This is a genomic window from Mesorhizobium sp. BAC0120 (assembly GCF_033542235.1).
GTDB lineage: Bacteria > Pseudomonadota > Alphaproteobacteria > Rhizobiales > Rhizobiaceae > JAWRCU01.
The window spans coordinates 23895-48557 of sequence record NZ_JAWRCU010000013.1 but is presented as its reverse complement, the minus strand read 5'-3'; the positions used below and the strand labels follow the sequence as shown (position 1 = coordinate 48557).

Genomic DNA, 24663 nt, shown 5'->3' with positions numbered 1-24663 from the left:
CGCGGCGATCCAGCCGATTGATATCGCCAGCCGTTATTTGGCCAGCACCATCGCCCAATAATGCCTGCCCTTGTCGTCTGCCGCAGAGGCGACGCCGAAATGGCTGTAGGCCGGGTTGAGCATGTTGCGCCGGTGCCCCGGCGAAGCCATCCACATCTTCATGATGCGGCCGATGTCAGGGTTGCCGTAGTCGACCGCGACGTTCTCTGCAGCCGCTCCATCGATCCTGTTGGCGTTCTTGCGGGAGACGAAGTCGCGGCCCAAACGGGTGGTATGCGTCATCCTGCCCGCGGAAGCCATGTAGCGCGCCTGCTCGAGCGCAGCCTGCTCCAATCTCGCGTCCGGCGCGGCCGGAGCGACGCCATTTGCCTGGCGCGCCTGGTTCATGTAGCCCAGCGCCGACCGGGTCACGCCGCCGCTCTCGGTGACGACGCCCGGCCCCAAGGTTCCGCAGGCTGACAGCCCGATCAGCGAAACAAGCAGCGCAGCAATCGGCGCTGCCAGAGCAGGACGCGTTCGGGTGGCGCCCTGATTTTGCACAGTCTGCCCGGTCATGCCCTCTCCGCAGTCCTTCCCTTCGATGCCATCGGCGCTTCGCGTTGTCCGGAGATCGCGCATTCGCGGTCTCGTCCCCAGATGGACGGATACTGCGGATTGTGGCTTTTGCCGGGCGAGTGGGCCTCCCTGCCGCTCAAGAACCGCAGCTAGACGATCCAGTCGTTGTTCAGCTGATAGGCGTTGACATAGTCGACATGCATCTCGGCAGGCGAGCTGAGGTCCGGCGTTCCCGCCATGCCACCAAGTCCCAGGTTCACAAGCATGTACATCGGCTTGTGCATATCGGCAGGCGTGGCTGTGCGCACCACTTCAGTATCGTCGAAGTACCAGACGAGCTCTTTGTCGGTCCAAAGCAACCCGTAAGTGTGGTAGCCTTCGGTGTTTTCGACAGCGGGATTAGACCTGTCCTGCGTGTGCTGTCCGGTCGCGTTCGAATGCGCTGTCTGAATGAGCGTGTTGGGCTCCTGTCCTTTCATCTCGATGACGTCGAGCTCCGGCGGCCACGAGCCGTCTTCCGGCAGCAGCCAGAAGGCCGGCCAGGCACCGTGGTTTGACGGCATGTCGGCGCGCATCTCGAAATAGCCATAGAGCTGCGAAAAGGACTCGTGGGTCGTCAGCAGACCCGACGTGTATTTATAGTTGTTGATATAAGGCTGGATGTCAGTCGACGCCTTGGCCGCCGTGATTGTGAGATGGCCGTCCTCGACGCTGAATGGATTGGCGGACTTGGTTGGTCCGTAGTCGGTGTCAATGAACCATTGTTGCTGGCTTTCCAACGTGCTGCCGTTCGCCTTGCCCCACCAGAAGTTCGAATCCCAGGTGCCGTCCGAGCCATTCCAAAGGCTGAGCGTGTCGAAATCGTCCGAGAATGAGAGGTGCATGTGCGATTTGTCGATCGCCAGCTGGAACTGACTGGCGGAAAACTGGCCAATGGTCTTGTTGGCAAAAACCAGAGATTCACTGCTCGAAAGATTGAGCCGTACATTCGCTCCGGCCTGGACCATATTGGCCTTCACCTGATCGAAGGAGGTGAAGCCGTAGCTGCCGATGCGAACCAGATCGTCCGACCCGAAGTCCAGGATCAGGTCGCTGCCATTGCCTTTCGTCACAATGAAGGTGTCCGCACCGGCGCCGCCTTTGAGAATGTCGTCGCCCTCGAAACCGTCGAGTGTCTGCGAGCCAGAGCCGCCGCTGATGATGTTGTTCAGCGAGTTTCCGAAGGCGAAGCGCTTGTCGCCGGTGACGATCAGGTTCTCGAAATTGTCCGGCAGCTTGTAATCCATCCAGGTGTTGATCGTGTCGATCCCCTGGCCGGCATATTCAAACGCCTTGTTCTTACCGGAGTAGAGATAATAGATGTCATCGCCGTCGCCGCCAAACATCGTGACTGCAATGCTACTGTCGCCATATAGCGAGTCGTTGGAACTGCTGCCGTAAAGCGATCCTGCACTGGTTGCAGAATACCAGTGGGTGGAAGACCCGCTATAGTAAAGCGGAACGCCGTTGGCGTTCAGTTCATAAGCCATTCTGTCCTGCTCTTCCTCTTTGACGCCGACCGATCGGAGCCGCGCCATAACTCTCCTGGTTCTGCAAGCGAAGTTGGCTCGAAAGCTTCCGGTGCGCCTGCCTCCGGTCCAAGGCCTAACATCGAAAGCGAGATCAGGTTGCCCGCTTCTCGGGGCGATTGATTGACAAAGTTATCAGTTGGTAAAATTCACTGCAGACATTCGCCGCTCCGGGAGCGGCGAGCGCCTCGACCAAAAGGGTCGAGGCCTTCCTGCGCGGCAAGCGCGATGCTGTTCGCCTGCCGCGCGTGGCTCATTAGGCTGGTCCTTAGCATCGGACCGAAGCGGCGCACCAGCGGGTGCGCAGTGTGGCTTTTTGCCAGGCGGCTGGGCCTCCCTACCGCCCAACAACCGGAATCAGCTGACCCAGTCGTTGTTCAGCTGATAGGCCTTGACATAGTCGACATGCATTTGGGCCGGTGTGCTGAGGTCCGGCGTGTCCGTCATGCCCACTCCCAGGTCCACTTGCATGTACATCGGCTTGTGCATATCGGCAGGCGTGGCTGCGCGCGCCACCTCGGTATTGTCGAAATACCAGACCAGCTCTTTGTCCGTCCAGAGCACCCCGTAGGTATGGTAGCCTTCGGTGCTTTCGACAGTGGGATTCGACCTGACCTGCGTGTGGCTTCCAGTCGCGTTCGAATGCGCGGTCTGAATGAGCGTGTTCGGCTCCTGCCCTTTCATCTCGACGACGTCGAGCTCCGGCGGCCACGAGCCGTCCTCCGGCAGCAGCCAGAAAGCCGGCCAGGCACCTTCGTTTGTCGGCATTTCCGCGCGCATCTCGAAATAGCCATAGAGCTGCGAAAACGACTCGTGGGTCGTCAGCCGCCCCGACGTGTATTTGTAGTCATCGATATAATGCTGGATGTCGGCAGGGGCCTTGGCCGCGGTGATTGTGAGATGGCCGTCCTCGACGCTGAAGGGATTGACCGATTTGGTCGGTCCGTAGTCCGTGTCGATAAACCAATTCTGCTGGCCGTCCAGCGTGTGACCGTTCTCCTTGCCCCACCAGTAGTTCGAATCCCAGGTACCTTTCGAGCCATTCCAAAGGCTGAGCGTGTTGAAATCGTCCGAAAAGGTCTGGTGCATGTGTGCTTTGTCGACCGCCAGCTTGAACTGATTGGCGGAAAACTGGCCGATGGTCTTGTTGGCAAACACCAGAGATTCGGTGCTCGAAAGATTGAGCCGGACATTCGCACCGACCTGGACCATATTGGACTTCACCTGATCGAAGGACGTGAAGCCATAGCTGCCGATGCGAACGGAGTCGTCCGCCCCGAAGTCCAGGATCAGATCGCTGCCATTTCCTTTGGTCACAATGAATGTGTCCGCCCCGGGGCCGCCTTTGAGAACGTCGTCGCCCTGGAAGCCGTCGAGTGTCTGCTGGCCGGGGCCACCGCTGATGATGTTGTTCAGCGAGTTTCCGAAGGCGAAGCGCTTGTCGCCGGTGACGGTAAGATTCTCGAAATTGTCCGGCAGCTTGTAATCCATCCAGGTGTTGATCGTGTCGATCCCCTGTCCGGCATATTCGACCGCTTTGTTCTTGGCGGAGTAGATGCCATAGATGTCGTCGCCGGCGCCGCCATACATGGTGATGTCGAGAGGGCTGTCCCCGTAGAGCGAGTCGTGGGAGCCGCTACCGTTAAGTGATCCTGACGTCGTTCTCGAATACCAATGTGTTGATGGCGAACTATAGTAAAGTGGAACGCCTTTGGCGTTCAGTACATAGGTCATTCTGAGGTCCTGCTCTTTTTCTTTTTGCGCACCGATAATTTCGGAGCTGCACCCTATGTCACTGTTTACGCAACGGAATTATTCAAAGTCCGGTGCGCTCGCCCCCGCCGGAGCCCTAACACCAATGACGTGACAAGGCCCGCCTGTTTTTGCAGGCGCGCAATCAAGAATTTTAACATGTATTAAAATTCGAGGGATCATTCGCCGCTTGCGAGAGGCCTCGACCGGTGTAGCTCGCTTGACACGCGCCCGATCGTATGGTGGCCAAGGTCACTATAATTCGCGTCGATAGGCGGCGCGCCCAAATTGGATCTCCACGCCGATCGATCGCTTTGGTTACGCGTCGAACTTTTCGGCCGATGCGCTAGGCGCCGATTAGCTCGGTATACGCTGCGACTATCTTCCCTTCCATACGGGATCGCGTTTTTCGGCGAATGCGCGAAAGCCTTCAAGATTGTCTTCCGACCCGTAGAGCGTGTCCACGGTGCGGAATTTGCGCTTGGTGACCCAGTTCATCGCTTCCTGGAAGCTCATCGCTTCAGCCTCGCGCGCGACTTCCTTGATCGCCGCGAAAACCAGTGGCGGGCCCGAGGCCAGCAGCCGGGCGACTTCCCAGACGCGCTCTTCCAGCCTTTCCTTGGGCAGCACCTCGTTGACCAGTCCCCAGCGATGCGCCTCTTGGACATTCATCCAGCGGCCGGTGAGCAGCAGATCCATGGCGACATGATAGGGGATGCGCTTCGGCAGCTTGATCGTCGCGGCGTCGGCAAGCGTGCCTGCCCTGATCTCCGGCAGCGCGAAGCTCGACTGATCGGAGGCGTAAATGAGATCGCAAGAGAGCACCAGCTCGAAGCCGCCGCCCACCGCCATGCCGTTGACGCAGGCGATCACCGGCTTGTTCATGTCGATCAGCTCCTGCAGCCCGGCGAAGCCGCCGACGCCGTAATCGCCGTCGACCGCGTCGCCTGCCGCGGCAGCCTTCAAGTCCCAGCCGGCGGAGAAGAACTTGTCGCCAGCGGTCTTGACGATCGCCACGCGCAGTTCGGGGTCGTCGCGGAATGCCTTGAAGGTCTCGCCCATCAGCCGCGACGTGGCGAGGTCGATGGCGTTCGCCTTCGGCCTGTCCAGTATCACTTCGAGAATTGTGCCCTCGCGGCGGGTCTTGATCACATCGGACATGGAACATCACCTTTGCGGTTGGCGCGGAGGTCGTGAGGCGAAGCGGCCGATGGTCTTCTCGCCGCTTGCGGCAGGGCGATCGCATATGGAAGGCGCGACGCTGACGACCCCCTCCCCCTTGTGGGCAGGGCTGTCGCATTTGAGTCATGAGCTGGAACAGGTAGGAGTCGTTCCAGCCTGCGCGCATCATTTTGCCGCGCATGGTGTCCTTTTTGCTGTCGGCTCGGAAAGTATTGACGCAGAAGCGCCGCAGCAGAGCGAGATTTTCGGGGCCGTTGTCCTTGCGGGAGCGGCACTCGTCCTCGCGAAAGATCACATCGAGCTGCCAGTGCAGGCCATTCTCGACGTCCCAATGACCTCGCACGACGGCGAGCAGATCCTCGGCGGACATCGGCCGCGAAAGCACATAAAGGCAACGCTCTTCCTCCCGTTTGCCGTTGATCTCACGCGTGCGATGGACCTCGCCGATCGCCGCCAGGCCGGGAAAGCCATGCTTGCGGCCAAGCCCCGGCGCGCGCACGACACGCGCCGCCCGCCGCTCTTGGCGTCCGTGGCCCTGCTCCTCGGTGACGGCAATCGCCGCCTTGGGCGATGGGCGGCCGGCGACGAGCTGTTCGGCATCCGCACACAGCGGCCCCTGATTGCCCTTCAGGGCCAGCACGTAGTTGCCGCCGCGTCGTGTGATTTCCTCGGCCATGCGCGCCGAGCAATGCAGCGCATCGGCCGTAACTGTGGCGCCGCGCAGGTCGATCAGGCGCAACAACTCGACGGCCGCTCTGGCTTCGTTGCCGCCGCGCACCGGCAGCGCCGCCAGCGTTATGCGAAGCTCCGTTCCCCAGGCCGACACCATCATGCGCGGCGCGAACTGGCGGCCTCTCTCGAAAGCACCGCGCATGGCCTTGCCGTCGAGCGCGATCTGCCGCGTGCCGCCGGCGGCGGCTGCGACATGGCCCATGAAGCTGGCAAACGCCTCGGCGAAGGCCGTTGGGACAAGCTTGCGAAACACCGTCGAGAAGGTGTCGTGCGACGGGATGCCGTGGGCCAGGCTGAGCACCTGACGCAGCATTTCTTCCTTCTCCTGGGCAAAGCGCCAGATGTCGGAGCAGTTCTTGGCGCCGCACAGCATGGCGGCGAAGGCCATGAACAGTATCTCGCCGAAATCGTGCCGGGCGTTCTGGCGGCGCGGATCGAGATGACCAAATACAGCCTGGATCATTTCCATCGAGGGCTCCCCTATAGTGGAGCCCTCCCAAGAATCCACAATCCGACAATTGGCAACCCGTTTCCGATCTACTCAAATGCGATTCCCCTGCCCTTGTGGGGAGGGATTCAGGGTGGGGGTCCGCCGCGCGCCAAGCCAAGCCGGAGGTGCCGTCTGCTTCAGCTAACATCAAGGGGTAATCGCGTGGGAACCCCCACCCTGAATCCCTCCCCACAAGGGGGAGGGGGGCACCGGCGCCGCGCCACATGCGAGTTCCCTGCCGTCGACGGGGAGATGCCGGCAGGCAGCTCAGGGGCAGCACCAACGTTTCCATGCTCAGCGCTACCCCTCATCCGACCCTTCGGGCCACCTTCTCCCCGTAAACAGGGAGAAGACAAGGCTGCACCAGCAGCGCATCCGCGATCCACGCGCCTTGGCCTTCCGCGCAGGCGATGAGCGGGTTGATGTCGAGTTCCTCGATGGCGGCTGCATTCGCGACGGCAAAGTCGGCAATCCCGAGGATCGCCTCGACAGCGGCCTCAATATCGGCCTTCAACCGTCCGCGATAACCATCGAGCAACGGGAACAGCTTCAGCCCGCGGAGTGCCGCTTCGATCTCGCCGCGTGATGCGGGCAAAAGCAGCGTCGCGCTATCCTTTAACAGCTCGACAAGCACGCCGCCGGAACCGATCGTCATCACCGGCCCAAAGATCGGGTCGCGCGTGATGCCGACGATCAGTTCGGCCACTCCACCCGCGACCATGCGCTCGACATAGAGCCCATTGCCCAGGCCGCTCAGCGTGTCCGCCGCGGCTCTCACCGCCATTTCGTCGGTCAGGTTGAGCTTGAGTGCGGCCTGCTCGGATTTATGCGCGATCCCGAGTGCCTTGAGCGCAACAGGGAAGCCGATCGCCTTTGCGGCGGCCACAGCCTCCTCGATATCGGTCGCGCGCCGGCCTCCCGGCACCGGCAATCCGGCTTTGGCCAGCAGCGCTTTGGCTTCTGCCTCGTCGAGCTGAGCGCGATCATCCCCCTCCCACTTGTGGGGAGGGGTTAGGGGTGGGGGTGCCTTGTCGCCTTTGCCCTCCGCCAGTTCGCCATGCAAGCCGAATACGGCAGACGTGGCAGGTCTCGCCCACGCCTCGCCGATGAACGCCGCTGCCTCGGCTGCGTCGAACGCCTCGGCAATGCCGTGTATCGGCACAATGCCGCGCTTGAGCAGCTCGGCCGAATGCTCTTCCGGCAGGTTCTCACCCATCGAGGAGACGATCGCGCCCTTCGCTGCATTCGACATCAGCGCGGCATCGAAAGCATTGACCGTCGGCCACCAGTCGGCATCCGAGCAGCGGTCGCCGCGCGGGAAATCGAGCACCAGCATGTTGAGGTCGAAGCCGCCCGACACCATCGCCGTGAAGGTCGAGGTCATCGCCTGCTCGTTGTTCCAGATGAAGGTGTGATAATCGAGCGGATTGGCAACTGCGACCAGCGGCCCCAGCGTTTCCTTGACCTCTGCGCGATGCGCTTCGGTCAGCTTCGGGAAGTGGACACCGCGTCCCTCGGCGCTATCGGCCATCACCGAGGCTTCGCCGCCCGAGCAGCTCATCGAGGAGAGCCGTCTGCCTGCTATTGGTCCGACCGCATGGAGAAGCTTCAGCGCTTCGAGGAGCGACGGGATCGTATGGACACGAGCGATGCCGAGCCGCTTGAGGAAAGCCTCCGATGCCGCGTCCGAACCGGCGAGCGAAGCAGTGTGCGAGATGGTCGCGGCGCGCGCATGCTCCGAGCGACCGACCTTCATGGCGACGACGGGCTTCTTCAGTTCACGCGCCCGCGCCGCGAAATGCTCGAAGCCGGCGACCGAATCGAAGCCTTCGATGTGGAGCCCGAGCGCCGAGACCCGCTCGTCCTCAATCAGACCCAGCGCCATCTCGGAAAGCCCGGTCTGGGCCTGGTTGCCCGCCGTCATCAGGAAGGCGATGGGCAGGCCACGCTTCTGCATGGTGATGTTGCAGGCGATGTTGGACGACTGGGTGATGATGCCGACGCCGCGCATGCCTGGCGCGAGCCGGGCACCGCCATGCTGATCCGGCCACAGCAGCGCGCCATCCGCATAGTTGATGAGCCCGTAGCAGTTCGGCCCGATGATCGGCATATCGCCCGCGGCCGCGACAAGCTGCTGCTGCAGGCGCGCGCCGTCCGCATCGTAATCGCCGGTCTCGAGGAAGCCGGCCGCGAAGCAGATCGCGCCGCCCGCGCCGCGCTCCCCGAGCTGCTCGACGATTTCGATCGTCAGGTTGCGGTTGACGCCGATGAATGTGGCATCGGGCGCGCCAGGCAGTTCCGCAACGGTCCGATATGCCCTGACGCCTTCCACTTCGCTCTTGCTTGGGTGAACAGGCCAGATGTCGCCGGTAAAGCCCATTCTCAGTGACTGTTTGACGACATTCGTGCCGAATGCCCCACCGCCGACGACGGCGATGGAACGCGGGCGAAGGAGGCGTTCGAGGCGGTTCATGGATGAGCCTCCCCACACGGGAAGGCAGGCGCTCTACGGCGCCCCCCTCTGTCCTGCCGGACACCTCCCCCACAAGGGGGGAGATCAGCCTTCATTTTTGACGGCGCTTGTTCTGCCACGCTGCCGGTTGGCGAAACCAAAGCGGCCGTCCAATCTCCCCCCTTGTGGGGGGGATGTCCGGCAGGACAGAGGGGGGCGCGAAAGGGCGCCCTGCCCGCGCGAGTAGCAAATCCCGACAAGTTCATCCCCCCACCGCCCGAAGCAGCGCGCGAGAAATGATATGCCGCTGTATCTCGCTCGTTCCCTCCCAGATCCGCTCCACCCTCGCGTCGCGCCAGATGCGCTCCAGCGGCAGGTCGTCCATCAGGCCCATGCCGCCATGGATCTGGATCGCCTCGTCGGCGACGAAGGCAAGCATTTCGGTCGCCTTGAGCTTGGCCATCGCCATGTCCTGATCGGTGACCGTGCCCTGGTCGTATTTCCAGCCGGCCTCCAGCACCATCAGCTCGGCCGCCTTCAGCTCCGTCGCCATGTCCGCGAGCTTGAACGAGACGCCCTGGAACTTGCCGATCTGCTGCCCGAACTGCTCGCGTTGCGCCGCATAGGCAATCGCATGGCCGAGCGCCCGTTCTGCACGACCGAGGCAGGTGGCGGCCACTTGCAGGCGCGTCGCGCCGAGCCAGCTATTGGCCACCTCGAAGCCCTTGTGCACCTCGCCGAGGACCTGCTCCTTGGGCAGCCGGCAGTCGTCGAATTCCAGGATCGAGTTCGTGTAGCCGCGATGCGAGACGTTGCGGTAACCCTCGCGCACGGTGAAGCCTTTGGTCCCCTTGTCGACGAAGAACGCAGTGATCTTCTTCCTTTTGCCGCGAGGTGAGTCCTCCTCGCCCGAGGCCATGAAGACGATTGCGAACTCGGCGATGTCGGCATGGCTGATGAAATGCTTTGTGCCGTTGAGAACCCAGTCGTCGCCGTCCTGAACTGCCGTCGCCTTCATGCCGCGCAGGTCCGAGCCGGCGCCGGGCTCGGTCATGGCAAGGCAATCCCATTTCTCGCCCCGGATGCAGGGATAGAGATATTTCTCCTTCTGCTCTTCGGTGCCGGCGAGCAGGATATTTGAAGGTCGCGCCACGCAGGTCCAGTGCAGCGCATAATTCGCCCGACCGAGTTCCTTCTCGTAGAGCAGCCAGGTCAGCGTATCGAGCCCCGCCCCGCCGACCTCGGCCGGCATGTTGGCGGCATATAGCCCGGCTGCGATCGCCTTCGCCTGCAGGTCCTTGATCAGGTCGATCCGCAAATGGCCGCTGCGCTCTACCTCCTGTTCATGCGGATAGAGCTCGTTCTCGACGAAGGCGCGCGTCGTATCGACGATCAGCTTCTGCTCTTCGGACAGGCCGAAATTCATCGCGTCAGACTTTCTGCTTTTTCTTCGGCTTGCCAGGCGTGGCCGTCTTCGTCGGCTCTGCCTTCGCGTTGCTGCCCTTCGCCGCGAGCCTGGAGAGCTGCTTCACATAGTCCTTGTGCAGCGCGCCGGCGCCCCAGCCCTTGCCCTTGTTGGTCCTGGACAGCACGTCCATGATGGCGACCAGATTGTCGTCGCGGATCTTCTCCAGGTCGCGGATCGAGAGGTCGCCGGCCTGCTCGTCCGACTGCTTGGCGATCAGGTCTACCAGCTCGTCATTGAACTCCGGCACATCCATCAGCTTGGTCCATGGCCATTTCAGCGCCGGTCCGAACTGCGCCATGAAGTGGCGCATGCCTGCCTCGCCGCCAGCAATGCGGTAGACCTGAAACATGCCCATCTGTGCCCAGCGCAGGCCGAACGAATAACGCATGATATCGTCGAGTTCCTCGACGGTGGTGATGCCGTCCTTCACCAGCCACAGCGCCTCGCGCCATGCAGCCTCCAGCAGGCGGTCGCCGACGAAGGCCTCGATTTCCTTGCGGATCACAACGGGCTTCATGCCGATCGAGGCATATGCCTCACGCGCCCGCTCGATGAATTTCTTCGAGGTCTTTTCACCGCCGACGATCTCGACGAGCGGCAGGAGATAGACCGGATTGAAAGGGTGCCCGACCACCAGACGCTCCGGCCGCTTCATGGCCGGCTGCATGTCCGTTGGCTTGATGCCGGAGGTAGAGGAGCCGACCAGCGCATCCTTCGGCGCATGGGCATCGATCTCGGCAAGCACCTTGTGCTTGACGTCGAGCCGCTCCGGCACGCTCTCCTGGATGAAGTCGGCGCCGCCCACCGCCTCGGCGATGGTCTTGGCGTAGCTGATCCTGCCTTCCTTAGGCAGCCCGGTGGGCAGCATCTTCTTATAGGCGCGCCGGGCGCCCTTCATCACCTCGCCGACCTTCCGGGAGGCTTCCGGGTCAGGATCGTAGATCGAGACATCAATGCCGTTGAGCACCAGCCGAGCGACCCATCCCGCGCCTATCACCCCGCCGCCGATTGCGGCTGCCTTATGAATGGTCATTACTTCGCCCCCTCAAGCGCTCGCCGGCGCCCGCTTCGTCAAATTGAGCTTCTTGCGCACCTCGTCCGGCCCGATGACCCGCGCGCCCATGTTCTCGATGATGGTGGCCGCCCGCTCGACGAGCTGCGCGTTCGTCGCAAGCACGCCTTTGTCGAGCCAGAGATTGTCCTCGAGGCCTACTCGGACATTGCCGCCGGCGAGCACCGCCGCCGCCACATAGGCCATCTGGTTGCGGCCGAGCGAAAAGGCCGAGAAGGTCCATTCCGGCGGCACGTTGTTGACCATGGCCATGAAGGTGTAGAGGTCGTCCGGCGCGCCCCAGGGCACGCCCATGCAGAGCTGCACCAAGGCATCGGGCTTAAGCACGCCTTCCGAGACGAGCTGCCTGGCGAACCACAGGTGACCCGTGTCGAACGCCTCGATCTCCAGCTTCACGCCCATTTCGGTCATCATGCCGCCCATGGCGCGCAGCATGCCCGGCGTGTTGGTCATCACATAATCGGCTTCGGCGAAGTTCATGGTGCCGCAGTCGAGCGTGCAGATTTCCGGCAGGCACTGCCGAACATGCTCGACCCGGTTCGTCGCGCCGCCCATGTCCGTGCCTTTCGCGTTGAGCGGCAGCGGGCTTTCCACGGGGCCGAACACCATGTCGCCCCCCATGCCGGCGGTAAGGTTCAGCACCACGTCGACATCCGCGTCGCGGATGCGCTCCGTCACCTCGCGGTAGAGAGAGACGTCACGGCGCGGCTTGCCCGTCTCGGGGTCGCGCACATGACAGTGGACGATGGCGGCTCCCGCCTTCGCCGCTTCGATAGCCGAATCTGCGATCTGCTTGGGCGAGCGTGGCACATGGGGGCTGCGGTCCTGCGTGCCGCCGGAACCCGTCACGGCGCAGGTGATGAAGACCTCGCGGTTCATGGCGAGCGGCATGGCAGTGTCCTCCCTTGACAGCGCACAAGCATGCCCGACTTGTAGGGAACTGCTTTGCGATTTACGAAGTCTGATTGATGAAAAGCGAAAGACTGTCGATCTTCGTTCCGGAGCGAGTGCCGCTTCGCGTGACCTTCCTGGTTTTTGCCGGCTCATCGATCATGTGCGTCGCCTCGGCGATCGATCCTTTGCGCGCGGCAAATCGCGTCTCAGGCGAAGCGATGTTCGACTATTCGATCGTCTCGGCCGATGGCACCGCGCCTCTCACCACGTCGGGCATGCCTGTGGCGGTCGCCGGACGGTTCGACGCCATGCAGAACACCGATGTTCTCGTGATCGTCGGCGGCTTCGGCACCCGCTATGAGGGGACCCGCCAGCTCATTTCAGGAATCCGCAGGGCGGCGCGATCCGCCCGTGCCGTTGGCGGCGTCGAGGCCGGCACATGGCTGCTCGGCCATGCCGGCCTGCTCGAAGGCCGCGCGGCGACCACCCACTGGGAGGACATGGAGGATTTCAGCGCCGCCTTTCCCGGCGCCGACGTGCGCCCCGACCGTTACGTGATCGACGGCCCCGTCTTCACTGCCGGCGGCGCCTCGCCGACCTTCGATCTGATGCTGCATCTCGTGCGCTCGCGGCTCGGCATGGCCGTCGCGCTCGATGTGGCGAGCGTCTTCATCTACGATCAGGCGCGCGCCGCAACCGACGCGCAGCCGCTCGTCTCGCTCGGCCGCCTCGAAGGCTACGACCCGCGGCTCGCACAGGCGATCAGGCTGATGGAAGCGCATGTCGACCAGCCGCTCACTATTTCAGCGATTGCGCGCCGCACAGGTGTGACCGCGCGTGCGCTCGAGATCATCTTCAAAAGATCAATCGGCGAGACGCCCGGCGCATATTACCTGCGTCTCAGATTAAACGCCGCGCGCCGCCTCGTGCTCGACACGCAGGTACGCATGGCCGAGGTCGCCGCACGCACCGGCTTTACCTCAGCGGCGTCCTTTTCGCGGGCCTTCTCGCGCGCCTTCGGCGAAGCGCCGGTCAGGATGCGACGGAGTTGAGGCACTGGACATTGCAAGTTGGCACAGGTGATCTATATCATGATATATACCATGGCGGGAGGCGGACATGACCGCAACAGCAAAACTTTTCAAGAATGGGCGCAGCCAGGCCGTGCGTCTCCCAGCCGAATTTCGCTTCGAAGGGACCGAAGTGAACGTTCGCCGTGATCCAGTGACGGGCGGGGTCCTTCTTACAGAAAAGGAGCCGCGTCGGACGGGTTCGTGGGAGGACTTCTTTGCAGCCTTGGCTGCCGTCGATCCAAAGGAACTGGAAGGCTTTATGGAAGATCGCGATCAGGGCGTTCAAGAACGTGACGATCCGCTCGCATGACTTCCCGCTACATGCTCGATACGAACATAATCCGCAAAGCTGTCAGAGAACGTACGCCGGTTCTCCTGCACCAAATTGCCAGAAGAGCCCCCTCGGATATCTGCGTCTCGGCCATTTCGTACGGGGAATCTACATTCGGCCTGAGACGCAGGCCTGAAGCAACCGCTCTGGCCGCAGTCACCGAGAAGTTTTTCAGGGAGATCCAGGTCCTTCCGTTCACCCACGAGACCGCTCAGACTTACGGAGCCCTTCGTGCCCGAATGGAAAAGATCGGCAAGCCGCTCGGCCCGCTCGATATGCTGATCGCCGCCCATGCCGTTTCAGTTGGCGCGACACTCGTCAGCAAAGATGGTGCCTTCCGAATGGTGCCCGATCTTGATGTCGAGGACTGGACCCAGGCATGATGCTCAACGCGTGAGCGACGGCTTACTGACCGGCACTTTCTTTTTCGATTGCCGCGCGCATGCCTTTCGCCAGCATCATCTCGAGGCGGCCTTTCACGGCACCGCGCCATTTCTCCGAGCCCGTCAGCTCCTCTGGAAACAGCCCCGACAAGCCGAGTAGCCGATCGACAATCGAGCCTGCGTCGCTCACCCCATCGATCAGCTTTGCGATTTCCGCCTCGCGCGGGTCGCGCAGCGAATATTTCTCGCCGCTCTCCTTGGTGCCTAGAACGTAGCGCATCCAGGCTGCGACCGCGAAGGCGTAGGCATCCAAGGGCAAGCCACGCTTGAGCGCAATGATGGCGGGCTCAACCAGCCTCTGCGGCAGCTTTTGCGTGCCGTCCATGGCGATCTGATAAGTCTGATGCGCGATTGCCGGATTGGCGAATCGTTCAACGAGCTCGTCGGCGTAGCGGGCAAGATCGACGCCCGGAACCGGATCGAGCGTCCGGGAAGCCGCCTCGATATGCCGCCGCACGAGGCGAGCCAGGGCAATGTCGGTCATCACATCCCGGACATACTGATGGCCCGCGATGAAACCGGCATAGGCAAGCATCGAATGCGTGCCATTGAGCATCCGAAGCTTCATTTTCTCGTAAGGCGCTACGTCCTTCACGAACACCGCGCCACCTGCTTCCCAATCCGGCCGGCCGCCGACGAAATCGTCCTCGATGATCCATTGCGAGAACGGCTCGGTTTCGACCGCCGCTTTGTCCTTGCATCCGATCAGAGCCTCGGCGTCGGCGAAGGTCTTGTCCGTGCTCGCCGGCGTGATGCGGTCGACCATGGTCGAGGGAAAGCTTACCTCGTTCTCGATATGGGAAACGATCGCCCGGTCGCGCGCCGCCGCGAACTCCAGGACGAGCCGGCGCAGCACCTTGCCGTTCGAAGGGAGGTTGTCGCAGGAGAGCACAGTGAAAGGCGGCAGCCCGGCGGCTTTCCGCACGTGAAGCGCGGAGACGATGAAGCCCAGTGCGCTTTGGATGCTCTCCCGATCAGCAAGATCGGCCGCGATCGCCGGATGATTGCGGTCGAGTCCACCGGTTTTCGGATCGAGACCATAGCCCTTTTCGGTTATGGTCAGGCTGACAATCTTCGTTTCGGCTTTGACGAGCGCCGCCAGCGGCAAGTCCGGGTCATTCGGCGCCACAAGCACCCGCCTGATGCTCCCGACCACCCGCGCCGAAGTGCCTTCCGGCCCTCGCGTGAGCAGAGTGTAGAGGCCCTTCTGGGGGTTGAGCGCATCTGCCGCTTCCGGCGAGCGCAGACTGACGCCGGTAATCATCCAGCCGCCGCCGGATTTTTCCATCGCATCGTCCGTATAGACGGCCTGATGCGCCTTGTGGAACGCGCCGACGCCGATGTGCACGATGCCGCTCGCGCCATTACGGTCGTAGCGCGGCTGCCGAACGCTCTTTGCCACGGCTGAGAGATATTTGAGTCGCCGGCTGCTCACGATCCCCGGCTCGGATGATTGAGCGCAGCCATTACGCCACGCAGTTCGGCGAGGCCCTTCAGCCGACCGATTGCCGGATATCCGGGCTGCGCACCCCGCTTCAGATCGTCGAGAATATCCTGGCCATGGTCCGGCCGCATGGGAATTTCGGCATCGACCCGGCCTTCCTTGCGCCGGCGCTTTTCTTCGGCAAGCAACTCGGCGACCACTGCCACCATGTCGGTCTGCCCGGCGAGATGCTCATCCTCGAAGAAGGAGCACGGCACTTCCTCGCTGTCCCGCCGCACATTGCGCAGATGCACGAAATGGATGCGTGGCCCCAACGCCTTGACCATCGCCGGCAGGTCGTTGTCCGGCCTGGCGCCGAGCGAGCCCGAGCAGAAGGTGGCGCCGTTCGCCGGTACATCCACCGCGTCCAGCACGGCCTTGTAGTCGGCAAGTGTGGACATGATGCGTGGCAGGCCGAGCAAGGGGAATGGCGGATCATCGGGGTGGCAGCAGAGCCTCAGCCCGAGTTCCTCGGCATGCGGCGCGACTTCCGACAGGAAGTCGATGAAATGCTTGCGCAGCTTCTCCGTCCCGATCCCGTCATAGGTCGCAAGATGCGTCTTCACGGTATCCAGCGTCCAGTGCTCCTGGGTGCCAGGCAGTCCGGCGACAACGTTTGCCGCAAGCTTCTGTTGTTGCGCCTCGTTCAATCCGGCGAAGCGCTTCGCCGCTTCCGCCGCGACAGGCTCGGAATAGTCCTCGCTCGCGCCCTTGCGCTTGAGCACGTAGATGTCGAAAGCCGCGAAATCGGCGAGATCGAAGCGCATCGCCGTGCCGCCATGCGGCACGCGCCAGTAAAGGTCCGTGCGCGTCCAGTCGATCACCGGCATGAAGTTGTAGCAGATCACCCGAATGCCGGCGCGGGCCAGGTTCTCCAGGCTGCGGCGGTAGTGGGCGATATGCGTGCGCCACTCACCGGTCTGCGTCTTGATCGCCTCCGAGACCGGAAGGCTTTCGACCACTTCCCAGGCGAGATGCGTCATCGATCCGTCGGGATGGAAGGCTACCTCCCGCTGGCGTTTCTCTATCTCCTCCGGTGTCCATACCGCGCCGGTTGCGACGTGATGCAACGCCGTTACGATGCCCTCGACGCCCGCCTGCCGGGCATCGGCGAGCGTCACCTTGTCGACTGGTCCGAACCAGCGCCAGGTCTGTCTCATTTTATCTCAGTGCCTCACACGTACCGGTTGACGATATTCTCGAGCAGCTCCTGCCTGCCAGATCTCGGTTGCGGCTCGATATGCTCTTTCACCACCCGTTCGGCAATCTCCTCCAGGGTCCGCTTCCCGGCAAGCATCGCCTGGGCCTCGGAGCTGCTCCAGCCGGCATAACGCGCTTCCAGGGGACCCGATAGAGCCTTCTCCTCGATCATCTTCGCCGCCGCCTTCAGGCCGCGCGCGCAGCAGTCCATCGCGCCGATATGGGCAATCAGCAGATCCTCGGGATCGAGCGACTGGCGGCGCAGCTTGGCGTCGAAATTGGTGCCGCCGGTGGTGAAGCCGCCACCCTGCAGGATCTGGTAATAGGCGAGCGCCATCTCCGGCACGTTGTTGGGGAACTGGTCGGTATCCCAGCCTGACTGGTAGTCGTTGCGGTTCATGTCGATCGAGCCGAAGATGCCGAGCGCATTGGCCAGCGCCAGCTCATGCTCGAACGAGTGGCCAGCCAAAATGGCATGGCCCTGCTCAATGTTCACCTTCACTTCCTTCTCGAGCCCGAAGCGCTTGAGGAAGCCGTAGACCGTCGCGACATCATAGTCGTACTGGTGCTTGGTCGGCTCCTGCGGCTTCGGCTCGATCAGGATCGTGCCTTTGAAGCCAATTTTGTGCTTGTAGTCGACGACCAGCGACAGGAAACGCCCGGCCTGCTCCGATTCGCGCTTCAGGTCGGTATTGAGCAGCGTCTCATAGCCCTCGCGCCCACCCCAAAGCACGTAATTTTCGCCGTTCAGGCGCTTGGTGGCGTCGATGCACTTCTTCACCGTCGCCGCGGCATAGGCGAACACGTCCGGGTCCGGATTGGTGGCAGCACCCGCCATGAAGCGGCGATGCGAGAAGAGGTTCGCCGTGCCCCAGAGCAGCTTCACGCCGGTCTCTTTGATCTTCCGCTCGAATATGTCGACGATCTCGTCGAGCCGCGCGGCACTCTCGGCAAAGTTTTTGCCTTCGGGCCTGACGTCTGCATCGTGGAAGCAGAAGAAAGGGACCCCGAGCAGCGTGAACATCTCGAAGGCAACGTCCGCCTTGAGCTTTGCCTTCTCCATCGTGTCGCCGAACCACGGCCGCTCGAAGGTCTGGCCGCCGAACGGATCGCCGCCCGGCCAGGCGAAGGAGTGCCAGTAGGCAACGGCGAAGCGCAGGTGGTCCTCCATGCGCTTTCCGGCAACGATCTCGTCCTTGTTGTAGAAGCGATAGGCGAGCGGATTGGTCGAATCCGGTCCCTCATACTTGACCGGCTTGATATCGCCGAAAAAACCCGTGCTCATTGACGAACTCCTCCCGAGAGATGCTCAGATGCAAGGCTGATAGATGTCGGAGAACTATTACCTGCCCGGTAATTGGTTTGGTCTCCCCGCTGTCGGAAAACGGGCTTGTCCAACCCGAGACGACAAGGAGAACTCAGATGTCCGAACACGCCAATCTCGCTGCCGCCTATATCGCTGCCTGGAACGAGACCGACGCCACAAGGCGCAAGGCCATGATCGAAAAGCTCTTTGCGGCCGAGGTCGCGTATCGCGATCCCGTCATGCAGGGCGACGGCCATACCGGCATCGACCAGCTCATTGCGGGCGTCCACGAACGCTTCCCCGGCTTTCGCTTTGCGCTGAAGGGTGAAGCGAACGGCTTCGGCGACAATCTGCGCTTCTCGTGGACGCTTGGTCCCGATGGCATCGAAGCGCCGATCGAAGGCACCGACTTCGTGACCGTCACCGGCGGCCGCATGGCGCGTGTGACTGGTTTTCTCGACAAGGTACCGGCGCAGTGAGGGAGTGCCCAGCTGTGCGGCGAAGTAATCGCCTATGAGGTCGCCCCCCACTCCGGTTCGCTTCGCGAACCACCTCTCCCTGGATCGACGGGGGAGAGGAAGCGCCGGCCGCAATGCCAGGCGCCCTTCCTCTCCCCTTTTGAGGGGGAGAGGTGCCGAGCGAAGCGAGGCGGAGCGGGGTTCTGTCCCACCATACGCGATTGCCTCGCGTTTACGCGTAAGGAGAACCACGCGACCTGTCCGCCGAAGCCCGGAGGACGAAGGCGGAAGCGTGGTGGAGGGGGCCAGCTCGACGCTCACATCGTTCCCCGGATCGCCGGGTAGAGCGCCCGATAGCGCCCATACGCTTCCGCATAGGCATCGGCGAGCCCGCGATCCGGCTCGATCGTCTCGGCAGTCGCCGGCTCTGTGCAGATCGTCAGCGGATCGGCATTCTCGGCAGCAATGAGCCCGAGGCGCGCGGCTCCGAACGCAGCCCCGAAATCGCCCTCAGCCGGAATGTGAAGGGGAATGCCGAGCGCGGTCGCTATCGACTTCAGCCAATAGCGCGAGCGCGACCCGCCGCCGATTGCGGTGACCTTGCCGAGCTCGGTGCCCGCGGCTCTCAGCGCCTCCTGGCTATCTCGGAAGGCGAAGGCCACGCCTTCGAGCACGGCCTGGGTCAGTTGGGCCCGGCCGGACTCATGACCGAGCCCTGTGAACGAGCCGCGGATCGCCGCATCATTGTACGGCGTGCGTTCTCCGGAAAGGTAAGGCAGGAACGTCACGCTGCCGGGCGCCTTCAGCTCTTCGCCAAGCTCTCTTGTCAGGTCGCCCGCCGACTTTCCCGTGATCTGGGACAGCCAGTTGAGCGAGTCCGTTGCCGACAGGATCACGCCCATCTGATGCCAGGCATTCGGAAGCGCATGGCAAAAAGTATGCACCGCGCTCTTTGGATTGGGCAGGTAGGCGCCGTTGGCGGCAAACAGGACGCCCGACGTGCCGATCGACGCGAAGGCAGCACCCGGTCGCACCGTACCCATGCCGCAGGCGGAGGCAGCATTGTCGCCGGCTCCGCCGGCCACCACGCCCCCCTTGCTCATGCCCCAGGCTGCCGCGAGCTCGTCGCGCAGCCTGCCGCCGGGCTCGGTGCCCTCGACCAGCCTCGGCATGTGCCTCTCTTCGAGATCGGTAGCGGCGAGCAATTCGGCAGACCAGACGCGATGTGCGACGTCGAGCCAGGACGTACCGGCCGAGTCGGACATTTCCGAGATATGCTCGCCGGTGAGCCAGAGCCTCAGATAGTCCTTCGGCAGCAGCACCTTGGCGACCTGCTTGAAGACCTGCGGCTCGTTTTTCCTGACCCAGGCGAGCTTCGGGGCGGTGAACCCTGGAAATACGATATTGCCTGTAAGTTCCCGAAACCGCGGATCGCCGTCGAGCGCGGCAGCTTCTGCATGGCTGCGCGTGTCGTTCCACAGGATGCAGGGCCTCAGCACCGTGTTTTGGCTGTCGATCAGGGTGGCGCCATGCATCTGGCCGGAAAGGCCGATGCCCTTCACTGCGGAAAGCTCCGTGCCGTGCGAGCTCTTGAGCTTGCCAATCGCCTCTTCGGTAGCCCTTATCCAACTGGCCGGCGCCTGTTCCGACCAGCCGGGATGCGGCCGCGAGACCTCAAGCGCGCCGTTGGCAGAGGCGATTGTCTTTTGATCTGCGTCGATCAGCAGGGCCTTGACGCCCGACGTACCGAGATCGAGCCCGAGATACATTGACGTTCCTCCCGGCGCGGCCCTCACCGAAACCGCTTTTCACTGGACAATTACCAGCCCTGCTCGGCCGGTTCGACCGGGCCGGGCCCTCCAGGAACCGTGTCATAGCAAATATTGAGAGGCTGAAAACGGTGAAACGTCTTTCCCGACCATGTTTTTTCGAATCTCGAAAAAAACACATGCGCGATGCCTCGCTCCGCTTTGGTGCCGCTCGAGGCCGGCAGCGTCCTCGGCCCTAAAGCCGCCACATTGCTTAATGTGCAGCAATCCGGTTTCGACAGGCGCACCTTTTTTGGAAATTTCTTGCCGCGCGCTGAAACAATTCGAACCAAGCGCGCGTTTCTAATCTCTAGCAATTCAATAGACTAAGCCGCGTCATCAATGGAGAGGCACCAATGACCGGATCGCTCAAGACCAAGCTGCTTGCCACGCTCCTGGCCGGCGCGGTTCAATTCGGCGTCCTCGGCTTCGCATTCGCGGACACGACTCTGCTCAACGTTTCCTACGACCCCACACGAGAACTCTACAAGGATTTCAACGAGGCCTTCGCCGCCAAGTGGAAGGCCGATACCGGCGAGGCTGTCACCGTCCAGCAATCTCATGGCGGTTCCGGCAAACAGGCCCGCGCGGTCATCGACGGGCTAGACGCCGACGTCGTGACGCTAGCCCTCGAGAGCGACATTAATGCGATCGTCGACAATTCAAAGAAGATCAACCCGGATTGGCGCACGCGGCTGCCGCACAACGCTTCACCCTATACGTCAACGATCGTCTTCCTCGTGCGCAAAGGCAACCCGAAAGGCATCAAGGACTGGGGCGACCTCGTCAAGGAGGACGTGCAGGTCATCACGCCGAACCCCAAGACCTCCGGAGGCGCCCGCTGGAATTATTTGGCAGCCTGGGCCTGGGCTCACAGCCAGTTCGGCGGCGACGAAGCCAAGATCAAGCAATATGTCGGCAATCTTTACGGGCATGTTCCGGTCCTCGACACCGGTGCGCGCGGCTCTACCGTGACCTTCGCCGAGAAGGGTCTCGGTGACGTGCTGCTTGCCTGGGAGAACGAGGCTTATCTCGCCCTCGACGAATTCGGCGCCGACCAGTTCGACATCGTCGTTCCGCCGCAATCGATCCTCGCCGAGCCGCCGGTCGCTGTCGTCGATGCCAATGTCGACGCCAAGGGCACGCGCAAGATTGCCGAGGCCTATCTCAACTATCTCTATTCGGACGAAGGGCAGCAGCTCATCGCCAAGCACCATTACCGACCTGCGAAGCCTGACGTCGTGCCGGCCGAGCTACTTGCCTGGCAGCCGAAACTGAAGCTGGTCACCATCGACGACCCGATCTTCGGCGGATGGAAGAAAGCGCAGCCCTATCACTTCGGCGATGGCGGCACCTTCGACCAGATCTACAAGCCGGCGCAGTGACGAGGCGAGGGTAACAACCAGTCGACGGGAACATAAGTTAGGAACACCATGACGACCGCACCCGCTACGGCGGCGGGGTGGCAATTCAGAAAGCCGAGCGTCATTCCGGGCTTCGGATTGGCGCTCGGCTTCTCGCTTGCCTACCTGACGCTGATCATCCTGATCCCGCTGTCCGGCCTCGCCTGGCGCTCGGCGGCACTCGGCTGGTCCGATTTCTGGGCGATCGCCGCCGACCCGCGCGTTTTGAAGTCATTGCAGCTTTCCTTCGGCGCCTCGCTGGTCGCCGCTGCCGTCAATGTCGTGTTCGGCACCGTCGTCGCCTGGGTTCTGGTGCGTTATCGCTTCCCTGGCCGGCGGATCCTGGACGCCATGGTCGACCTGCCCTTCGCCTTGCCGACGGCGGTCGCCGGCATCGCGCTCACCACCCTTTATGCGCCGCGGGGATGGATCGGCGCGCTCTTGATGCCGCTCGGCATCAAGGTCGCCTACACGCCGCTTGGCGTCGTCATCGCGCTGATCTTCATCGGCCTGCCCTTCGTGGTCCGCACCGTCCAGCCGGTGATGGAAGAGATCGACAAGGAGGTTGAGGAGGCGGCCGCCACCTTGGGAGCCAGCCGCTTCCAGACGATCACCAGGATACTTTTGCCCGGCCTGGCGCCTGCGATCGTCACGGGCTTCGCGCTAGCCTTCGCGCGTGCAGTCGGCGAGTACGGATCCGTCATCTTCATCGCCGGCAACCTGCCATTCAAGACCGAGATCTCGCCGCTGCTGATCGTCATCAAGCTCGAGGAATACAACTATGCAGGCGCCACCGCCATTGCAGCGGTCATGCTGCTGATCTCCTTCGCCATGCTGCTCGTCATCAATCTCCTGCAATCCTGGAGCCGCAAGCGCTATGGCTGACGTCGCGATTGCACCCCTTTTGGCCTTCAAGTCGCAGGCGGCGTCGCCGATCAGCGAGAAGCCGGTTGCGCGCTTCGTCCTGATGGCAATTGCCTTCGTCTTCATGGCGGTGTTCCTGCTGCTGCCGCTGATCATCGTGTTCGATCAGGCGTTCAGCAAAGGCCTGGAGCATTTCGTAAAGACACTCGGCGAGCCCGACACGCTCTCTGCGGTCAGGCTCACGCTCACGGTCGCGGCGATTTCGGTGCCGCTCAACCTCGTCTTCGGTGTCGCAGCCGCCTGGGCGATCGCCAAGTTCGAATTCAAGGGCAAGGCCTTCCTGATCACGCTGATCGACCTGCCCTTCTCGGTGTCTCCGGTGATTTCCGGGCTTGTCTATGTGCTTTTGTTCGGTGCCGGCAGCGCGCTCGGCCCTTGGCTCAAGTCGCATGGTATCGAGATCCTCTTTGCCGTGCCTGGCATTGCGCTTGCCACCATCTTCGTGACCTTCCCTTTCGTCGCCCGCGAACTGATCCCACTGATGCAGGATCAGGGTACCGGCGACGAAGAAGCTGCACTTTCACTCGGTGCCAGTGGCTGGCAGACCTTCTGGTATGTGACGCTGCCCAATATCCGCTGGGGCCTGCTCTACGGCGTGTTGCTCTGCAACGCGCGCGCCATGGGCGAGTTCGGCGCGGTGTCGGTCGTCTCCGGCCATATACGGGGTCTCACCAACACCATGCCGCTGCATGTCGAAATACTCTACAACGAGTATAATGCTGCCGGAGCTTTTGCCGTCGCCTCGTTGCTCGCGGCACTTGCGCTCGTCACGCTGGTGCTGAAGACGCTGCTCGAAATGCGTTACGGCGACAACATAGCCGCAAGTCGCGGCCACTGATCACTGCCCGAGGTAAAGCTGTATGGAAGTACGCGTCGTCAACGTGCGCAAGGAGTTCGACCGCTTTCCGGCGCTCCATGACGTATCGCTGGATATCCGCTCCGGTGAGCTGATCGCGTTGCTCGGGCCCTCCGGCTCCGGCAAGACCACGCTGCTCAGGCTCATCGCCGGCCTGGAGCGGCCGACAGACGGCACGATCTACTTCGGCGAGGAGGACGCCTCGCAGAAGACTGTACAGGAGCGCAATGTCGGTTTCGTGTTCCAGCACTACGCGCTGTTCCGCCATATGACGGTCGCCGAGAATATCGGATTCGGCCTGAAGGTGCGCGACCGCGACAAGCGGCCGAGCGATGCCGAGATCAAACGCCGCGCCTCCGAGCTGCTCGACCTCGTCCAGCTCTCCGGGCTGGAGAAGAGATATCCGGCGCAGCTTTCGGGCGGCCAGCGCCAGCGTGTCGCGCTCGCCCGCGCGCTCGCCATCGAGCCTCGCGTTCTGCTTCTCGACGAGCCGTTCGGCGCACTCGACGCGCAGGTGCGCCGCGAGTTGCGCCGGTGGCTGCGCGAAATCCATGACCGCACCGGCCACACCACCGTCTTCGTCACCCACGACCAGGAAGAGGCTCTGGAGCTTGCCGATCGGGTGGTCGTGATGAGCCAGGGCACGATCGAGCAAGTCGGCACCGCCGACGACGTCTACGACCGGCCGAATTCGCCCTTCGTCTACGGCTTCATCGGCGATTCCTCCTCGCTGCCGGTCAATGTCGAGGACGGCCAGGTGTGGATCGCAGACCGGGCGGTCGGACTGCAGGCCGACGACATCCCGTCCGGCCCGGCGCTGCTCTATTTCCGGCCGCACGACATCGATCTTCTCGACGGCTGCGGCGGCTGCATCGCCGGCACGGTCGCCAACAGTCGTCGTGTTGCCGGCACGCGCCGCGTCGAGCTCGAGATCGGCGGCGAGCGCCAGAAGGTCGAGATCGAGCTGCCGGTCGACCACCCGGCCGCGCAGAAGGGCCGCGTCGCGTTCCGGCCACGGAAGTGGAAGCTGTTTCCGGCGAGCTAGCGCATCGGCCGAAAAGTGCGAAGCGGTTTTCGGACGAATCCGATGCGCAAACAAAGAGTAGGGCGGCGTGGTGGATTTGAACGCACCGCCGCTCTGGACCAGTGGTGAAAATCTGAGGCCGGTGCCCAAGCCGGAATGCCGCCTTGGGCACGTTCGTGGCGCTATCCC

20 protein-coding genes and 1 pseudogene are annotated in these 24663 nt (G+C 62.6%); 8 read left to right on the top strand and 13 right to left on the bottom strand.

From position 1 onward, the window contains the following. Positions 1-33 precede the first annotated feature (33 nt). From SAZ10_RS24620 to SAZ10_RS24580, 9 genes and pseudogenes are all read right to left on the bottom strand, one after another. The gene (locus SAZ10_RS24620; protein ID WP_318612039.1) at positions 34-555 is read right to left on the bottom strand and encodes a CAP domain-containing protein; all 522 of its coding nucleotides are present in this window, start codon (positions 553-555) and stop codon (positions 34-36) included. A gap of 149 nt (positions 556-704) precedes the next feature. Continuing rightward, positions 705-2084, bottom strand: coding sequence for a family 16 glycosylhydrolase (locus SAZ10_RS24615; protein ID WP_318612174.1), 1380 nt, complete (start codon positions 2082-2084; stop codon positions 705-707). Positions 2085-2480: 396 nt separating this feature from the next. Beyond that, complete coding sequence (locus SAZ10_RS24610) at positions 2481-3857, bottom strand: family 16 glycosylhydrolase (protein WP_318612038.1); 1377 nt, start codon at positions 3855-3857, stop codon at positions 2481-2483. Between the two features lie 396 nt (positions 3858-4253). After that, positions 4254-5036, bottom strand: coding sequence for a carnitinyl-CoA dehydratase (locus SAZ10_RS24605; RefSeq protein WP_318612037.1), 783 nt, complete (start codon positions 5034-5036; stop codon positions 4254-4256). Positions 5037-5325: 289 nt separating this feature from the next. Beyond that, positions 5326-6177, bottom strand: a pseudogene (locus tag SAZ10_RS33650) (ISAs1 family transposase); the annotation flags it as partial. Positions 6178-6586: 409 nt separating this feature from the next. Then, complete coding sequence (locus tag SAZ10_RS24595) at positions 6587-8752, bottom strand: acetate--CoA ligase family protein (RefSeq protein WP_318612035.1); 2166 nt, start codon at positions 8750-8752, stop codon at positions 6587-6589. Between the two features lie 241 nt (positions 8753-8993). Continuing rightward, positions 8994-10157, bottom strand: a complete 1164-nt coding sequence (locus tag SAZ10_RS24590) for an acyl-CoA dehydrogenase family protein (protein WP_318612034.1) — start codon at positions 10155-10157, stop codon at positions 8994-8996. A gap of 4 nt (positions 10158-10161) precedes the next feature. Then, complete coding sequence (locus SAZ10_RS24585; RefSeq protein ID WP_318612033.1) at positions 10162-11232, bottom strand: 3-hydroxyacyl-CoA dehydrogenase NAD-binding domain-containing protein; 1071 nt, start codon at positions 11230-11232, stop codon at positions 10162-10164. Positions 11233-11244: 12 nt separating this feature from the next. Next, on the bottom strand, positions 11245-12162 hold the full coding sequence (locus tag SAZ10_RS24580; protein ID WP_318612032.1) for a 3-keto-5-aminohexanoate cleavage protein: 918 nt from the start codon (positions 12160-12162) through the stop codon (positions 11245-11247). A gap of 74 nt (positions 12163-12236) precedes the next feature. Here SAZ10_RS24580 and SAZ10_RS24575 point away from each other — a divergent pair, with 74 nt between their 5' ends. The 3 genes from SAZ10_RS24575 (at position 12237) to SAZ10_RS24565 (ending at position 13952) form a co-directional block, all read left to right on the top strand. Further along, on the top strand, positions 12237-13217 hold the full coding sequence (locus SAZ10_RS24575) for a GlxA family transcriptional regulator (protein WP_318612031.1): 981 nt from the start codon (positions 12237-12239) through the stop codon (positions 13215-13217). Positions 13218-13284: 67 nt separating this feature from the next. After that, complete coding sequence (locus SAZ10_RS24570) at positions 13285-13548, top strand: antitoxin (protein ID WP_318612030.1); 264 nt, start codon at positions 13285-13287, stop codon at positions 13546-13548. Then, positions 13545-13952 carry a type II toxin-antitoxin system VapC family toxin gene (locus SAZ10_RS24565; protein WP_318612029.1) on the top strand — a complete coding sequence of 136 codons (408 nt, stop codon included), beginning with the start codon at positions 13545-13547 and terminating at the stop codon, positions 13950-13952. Before SAZ10_RS24570 ends, SAZ10_RS24565 begins: the two co-directional genes overlap by 4 nt. 22 nt (positions 13953-13974) lie before the next feature. On the opposite strand, the gene SAZ10_RS24560 is transcribed toward SAZ10_RS24565, so the two are convergent. From SAZ10_RS24560 to xylA, 3 genes are read right to left on the bottom strand one after another with little or no spacing between them, the layout of a single operon-like run. Next, a complete protein-coding gene (locus SAZ10_RS24560; protein WP_318612028.1) occupies positions 13975-15447 on the bottom strand; it encodes a mannitol dehydrogenase family protein in 1473 nt (490 codons plus the stop codon). Further along, positions 15444-16655: a mannonate dehydratase gene (uxuA, locus tag SAZ10_RS24555; RefSeq protein WP_318612027.1), complete on the bottom strand. Its 1212-nt coding sequence runs from the start codon at positions 16653-16655 to the stop codon at positions 15444-15446. Before uxuA ends, SAZ10_RS24560 begins: the two co-directional genes overlap by 4 nt. A 14-nt stretch (positions 16656-16669) precedes the next feature. Further along, positions 16670-17980 carry a xylose isomerase gene (gene xylA / locus SAZ10_RS24550; RefSeq protein WP_318612026.1) on the bottom strand — a complete coding sequence of 437 codons (1311 nt, stop codon included), beginning with the start codon at positions 17978-17980 and terminating at the stop codon, positions 16670-16672. Positions 17981-18117: 137 nt separating this feature from the next. Between xylA and SAZ10_RS24545 the strand changes: the two genes are divergently transcribed. Next, on the top strand, positions 18118-18480 hold the full coding sequence (locus tag SAZ10_RS24545; RefSeq protein WP_318612025.1) for a nuclear transport factor 2 family protein: 363 nt from the start codon (positions 18118-18120) through the stop codon (positions 18478-18480). Between the two features lie 296 nt (positions 18481-18776). Here the strand turns inward: SAZ10_RS24545 and xylB are convergent, their stop codons facing one another. After that, a complete protein-coding gene (xylB, locus tag SAZ10_RS24540; protein WP_318612024.1) occupies positions 18777-20228 on the bottom strand; it encodes a xylulokinase in 1452 nt (483 codons plus the stop codon). 395 nt (positions 20229-20623) lie between these two features. Between xylB and SAZ10_RS24535 the strand changes: the two genes are divergently transcribed. Genes SAZ10_RS24535 through SAZ10_RS24520 form a run of 4 tightly spaced genes read left to right on the top strand, consistent with a single transcriptional unit; the run spans position 20624 to position 24495 of the window. After that, positions 20624-21652 (top strand): sulfate ABC transporter substrate-binding protein, encoded by a 1029-nt coding sequence (locus SAZ10_RS24535; protein ID WP_318612023.1) that lies wholly within the window; start codon positions 20624-20626, stop codon positions 21650-21652. Between the two features lie 48 nt (positions 21653-21700). Continuing rightward, on the top strand, positions 21701-22555 hold the full coding sequence (gene cysT, locus SAZ10_RS24530) for a sulfate ABC transporter permease subunit CysT (protein WP_318612022.1): 855 nt from the start codon (positions 21701-21703) through the stop codon (positions 22553-22555). Next, positions 22548-23432, top strand: a complete 885-nt coding sequence (gene cysW, locus SAZ10_RS24525) for a sulfate ABC transporter permease subunit CysW (RefSeq protein ID WP_318612021.1) — start codon at positions 22548-22550, stop codon at positions 23430-23432. The genes cysT and cysW overlap by 8 nt, the downstream gene beginning before the upstream one ends. Positions 23433-23454: 22 nt before the next feature. Then, on the top strand, positions 23455-24495 hold the full coding sequence (locus tag SAZ10_RS24520) for a sulfate/molybdate ABC transporter ATP-binding protein (RefSeq protein ID WP_318612020.1): 1041 nt from the start codon (positions 23455-23457) through the stop codon (positions 24493-24495). Positions 24496-24663 lie beyond the last annotated feature (168 nt).

Coding starts and splice junctions, on each gene's coding strand:
- SAZ10_RS24565 (WP_318612029.1), top strand. CDS start 13,545: ATGACTTCCCGCTACATGCTCGATACGAACATAATCCGCAAAGCTGTC.
- xylA (WP_318612026.1), bottom strand. CDS start 17,980: ATGAGCACGGGTTTTTTCGGCGATATCAAGCCGGTCAAGTATGAGGGA.
- SAZ10_RS24605 (WP_318612037.1), bottom strand. CDS start 5,036: ATGTCCGATGTGATCAAGACCCGCCGCGAGGGCACAATTCTCGAAGTG.
- SAZ10_RS24585 (WP_318612033.1), bottom strand. CDS start 11,232: ATGACCATTCATAAGGCAGCCGCAATCGGCGGCGGGGTGATAGGCGCG.
- cysW (WP_318612021.1), top strand. CDS start 22,548: ATGGCTGACGTCGCGATTGCACCCCTTTTGGCCTTCAAGTCGCAGGCG.
- SAZ10_RS24610 (WP_318612038.1), bottom strand. CDS start 3,857: ATGACCTATGTACTGAACGCCAAAGGCGTTCCACTTTACTATAGTTCG.
- SAZ10_RS24620 (WP_318612039.1), bottom strand. CDS start 555: ATGACCGGGCAGACTGTGCAAAATCAGGGCGCCACCCGAACGCGTCCT.
- SAZ10_RS24580 (WP_318612032.1), bottom strand. CDS start 12,162: ATGCCGCTCGCCATGAACCGCGAGGTCTTCATCACCTGCGCCGTGACG.
- SAZ10_RS24615 (WP_318612174.1), bottom strand. CDS start 2,084: ATGGCTTATGAACTGAACGCCAACGGCGTTCCGCTTTACTATAGCGGG.
- SAZ10_RS24595 (WP_318612035.1), bottom strand. CDS start 8,752: ATGAACCGCCTCGAACGCCTCCTTCGCCCGCGTTCCATCGCCGTCGTC.
- SAZ10_RS24590 (WP_318612034.1), bottom strand. CDS start 10,157: ATGAATTTCGGCCTGTCCGAAGAGCAGAAGCTGATCGTCGATACGACG.
- SAZ10_RS24545 (WP_318612025.1), top strand. CDS start 18,118: ATGTCCGAACACGCCAATCTCGCTGCCGCCTATATCGCTGCCTGGAAC.
- SAZ10_RS24570 (WP_318612030.1), top strand. CDS start 13,285: ATGACCGCAACAGCAAAACTTTTCAAGAATGGGCGCAGCCAGGCCGTG.
- SAZ10_RS24535 (WP_318612023.1), top strand. CDS start 20,624: ATGACCGGATCGCTCAAGACCAAGCTGCTTGCCACGCTCCTGGCCGGC.
- cysT (WP_318612022.1), top strand. CDS start 21,701: ATGACGACCGCACCCGCTACGGCGGCGGGGTGGCAATTCAGAAAGCCG.
- SAZ10_RS24520 (WP_318612020.1), top strand. CDS start 23,455: ATGGAAGTACGCGTCGTCAACGTGCGCAAGGAGTTCGACCGCTTTCCG.
- xylB (WP_318612024.1), bottom strand. CDS start 20,228: ATGTATCTCGGGCTCGATCTCGGTACGTCGGGCGTCAAGGCCCTGCTG.
- uxuA (WP_318612027.1), bottom strand. CDS start 16,655: ATGAGACAGACCTGGCGCTGGTTCGGACCAGTCGACAAGGTGACGCTC.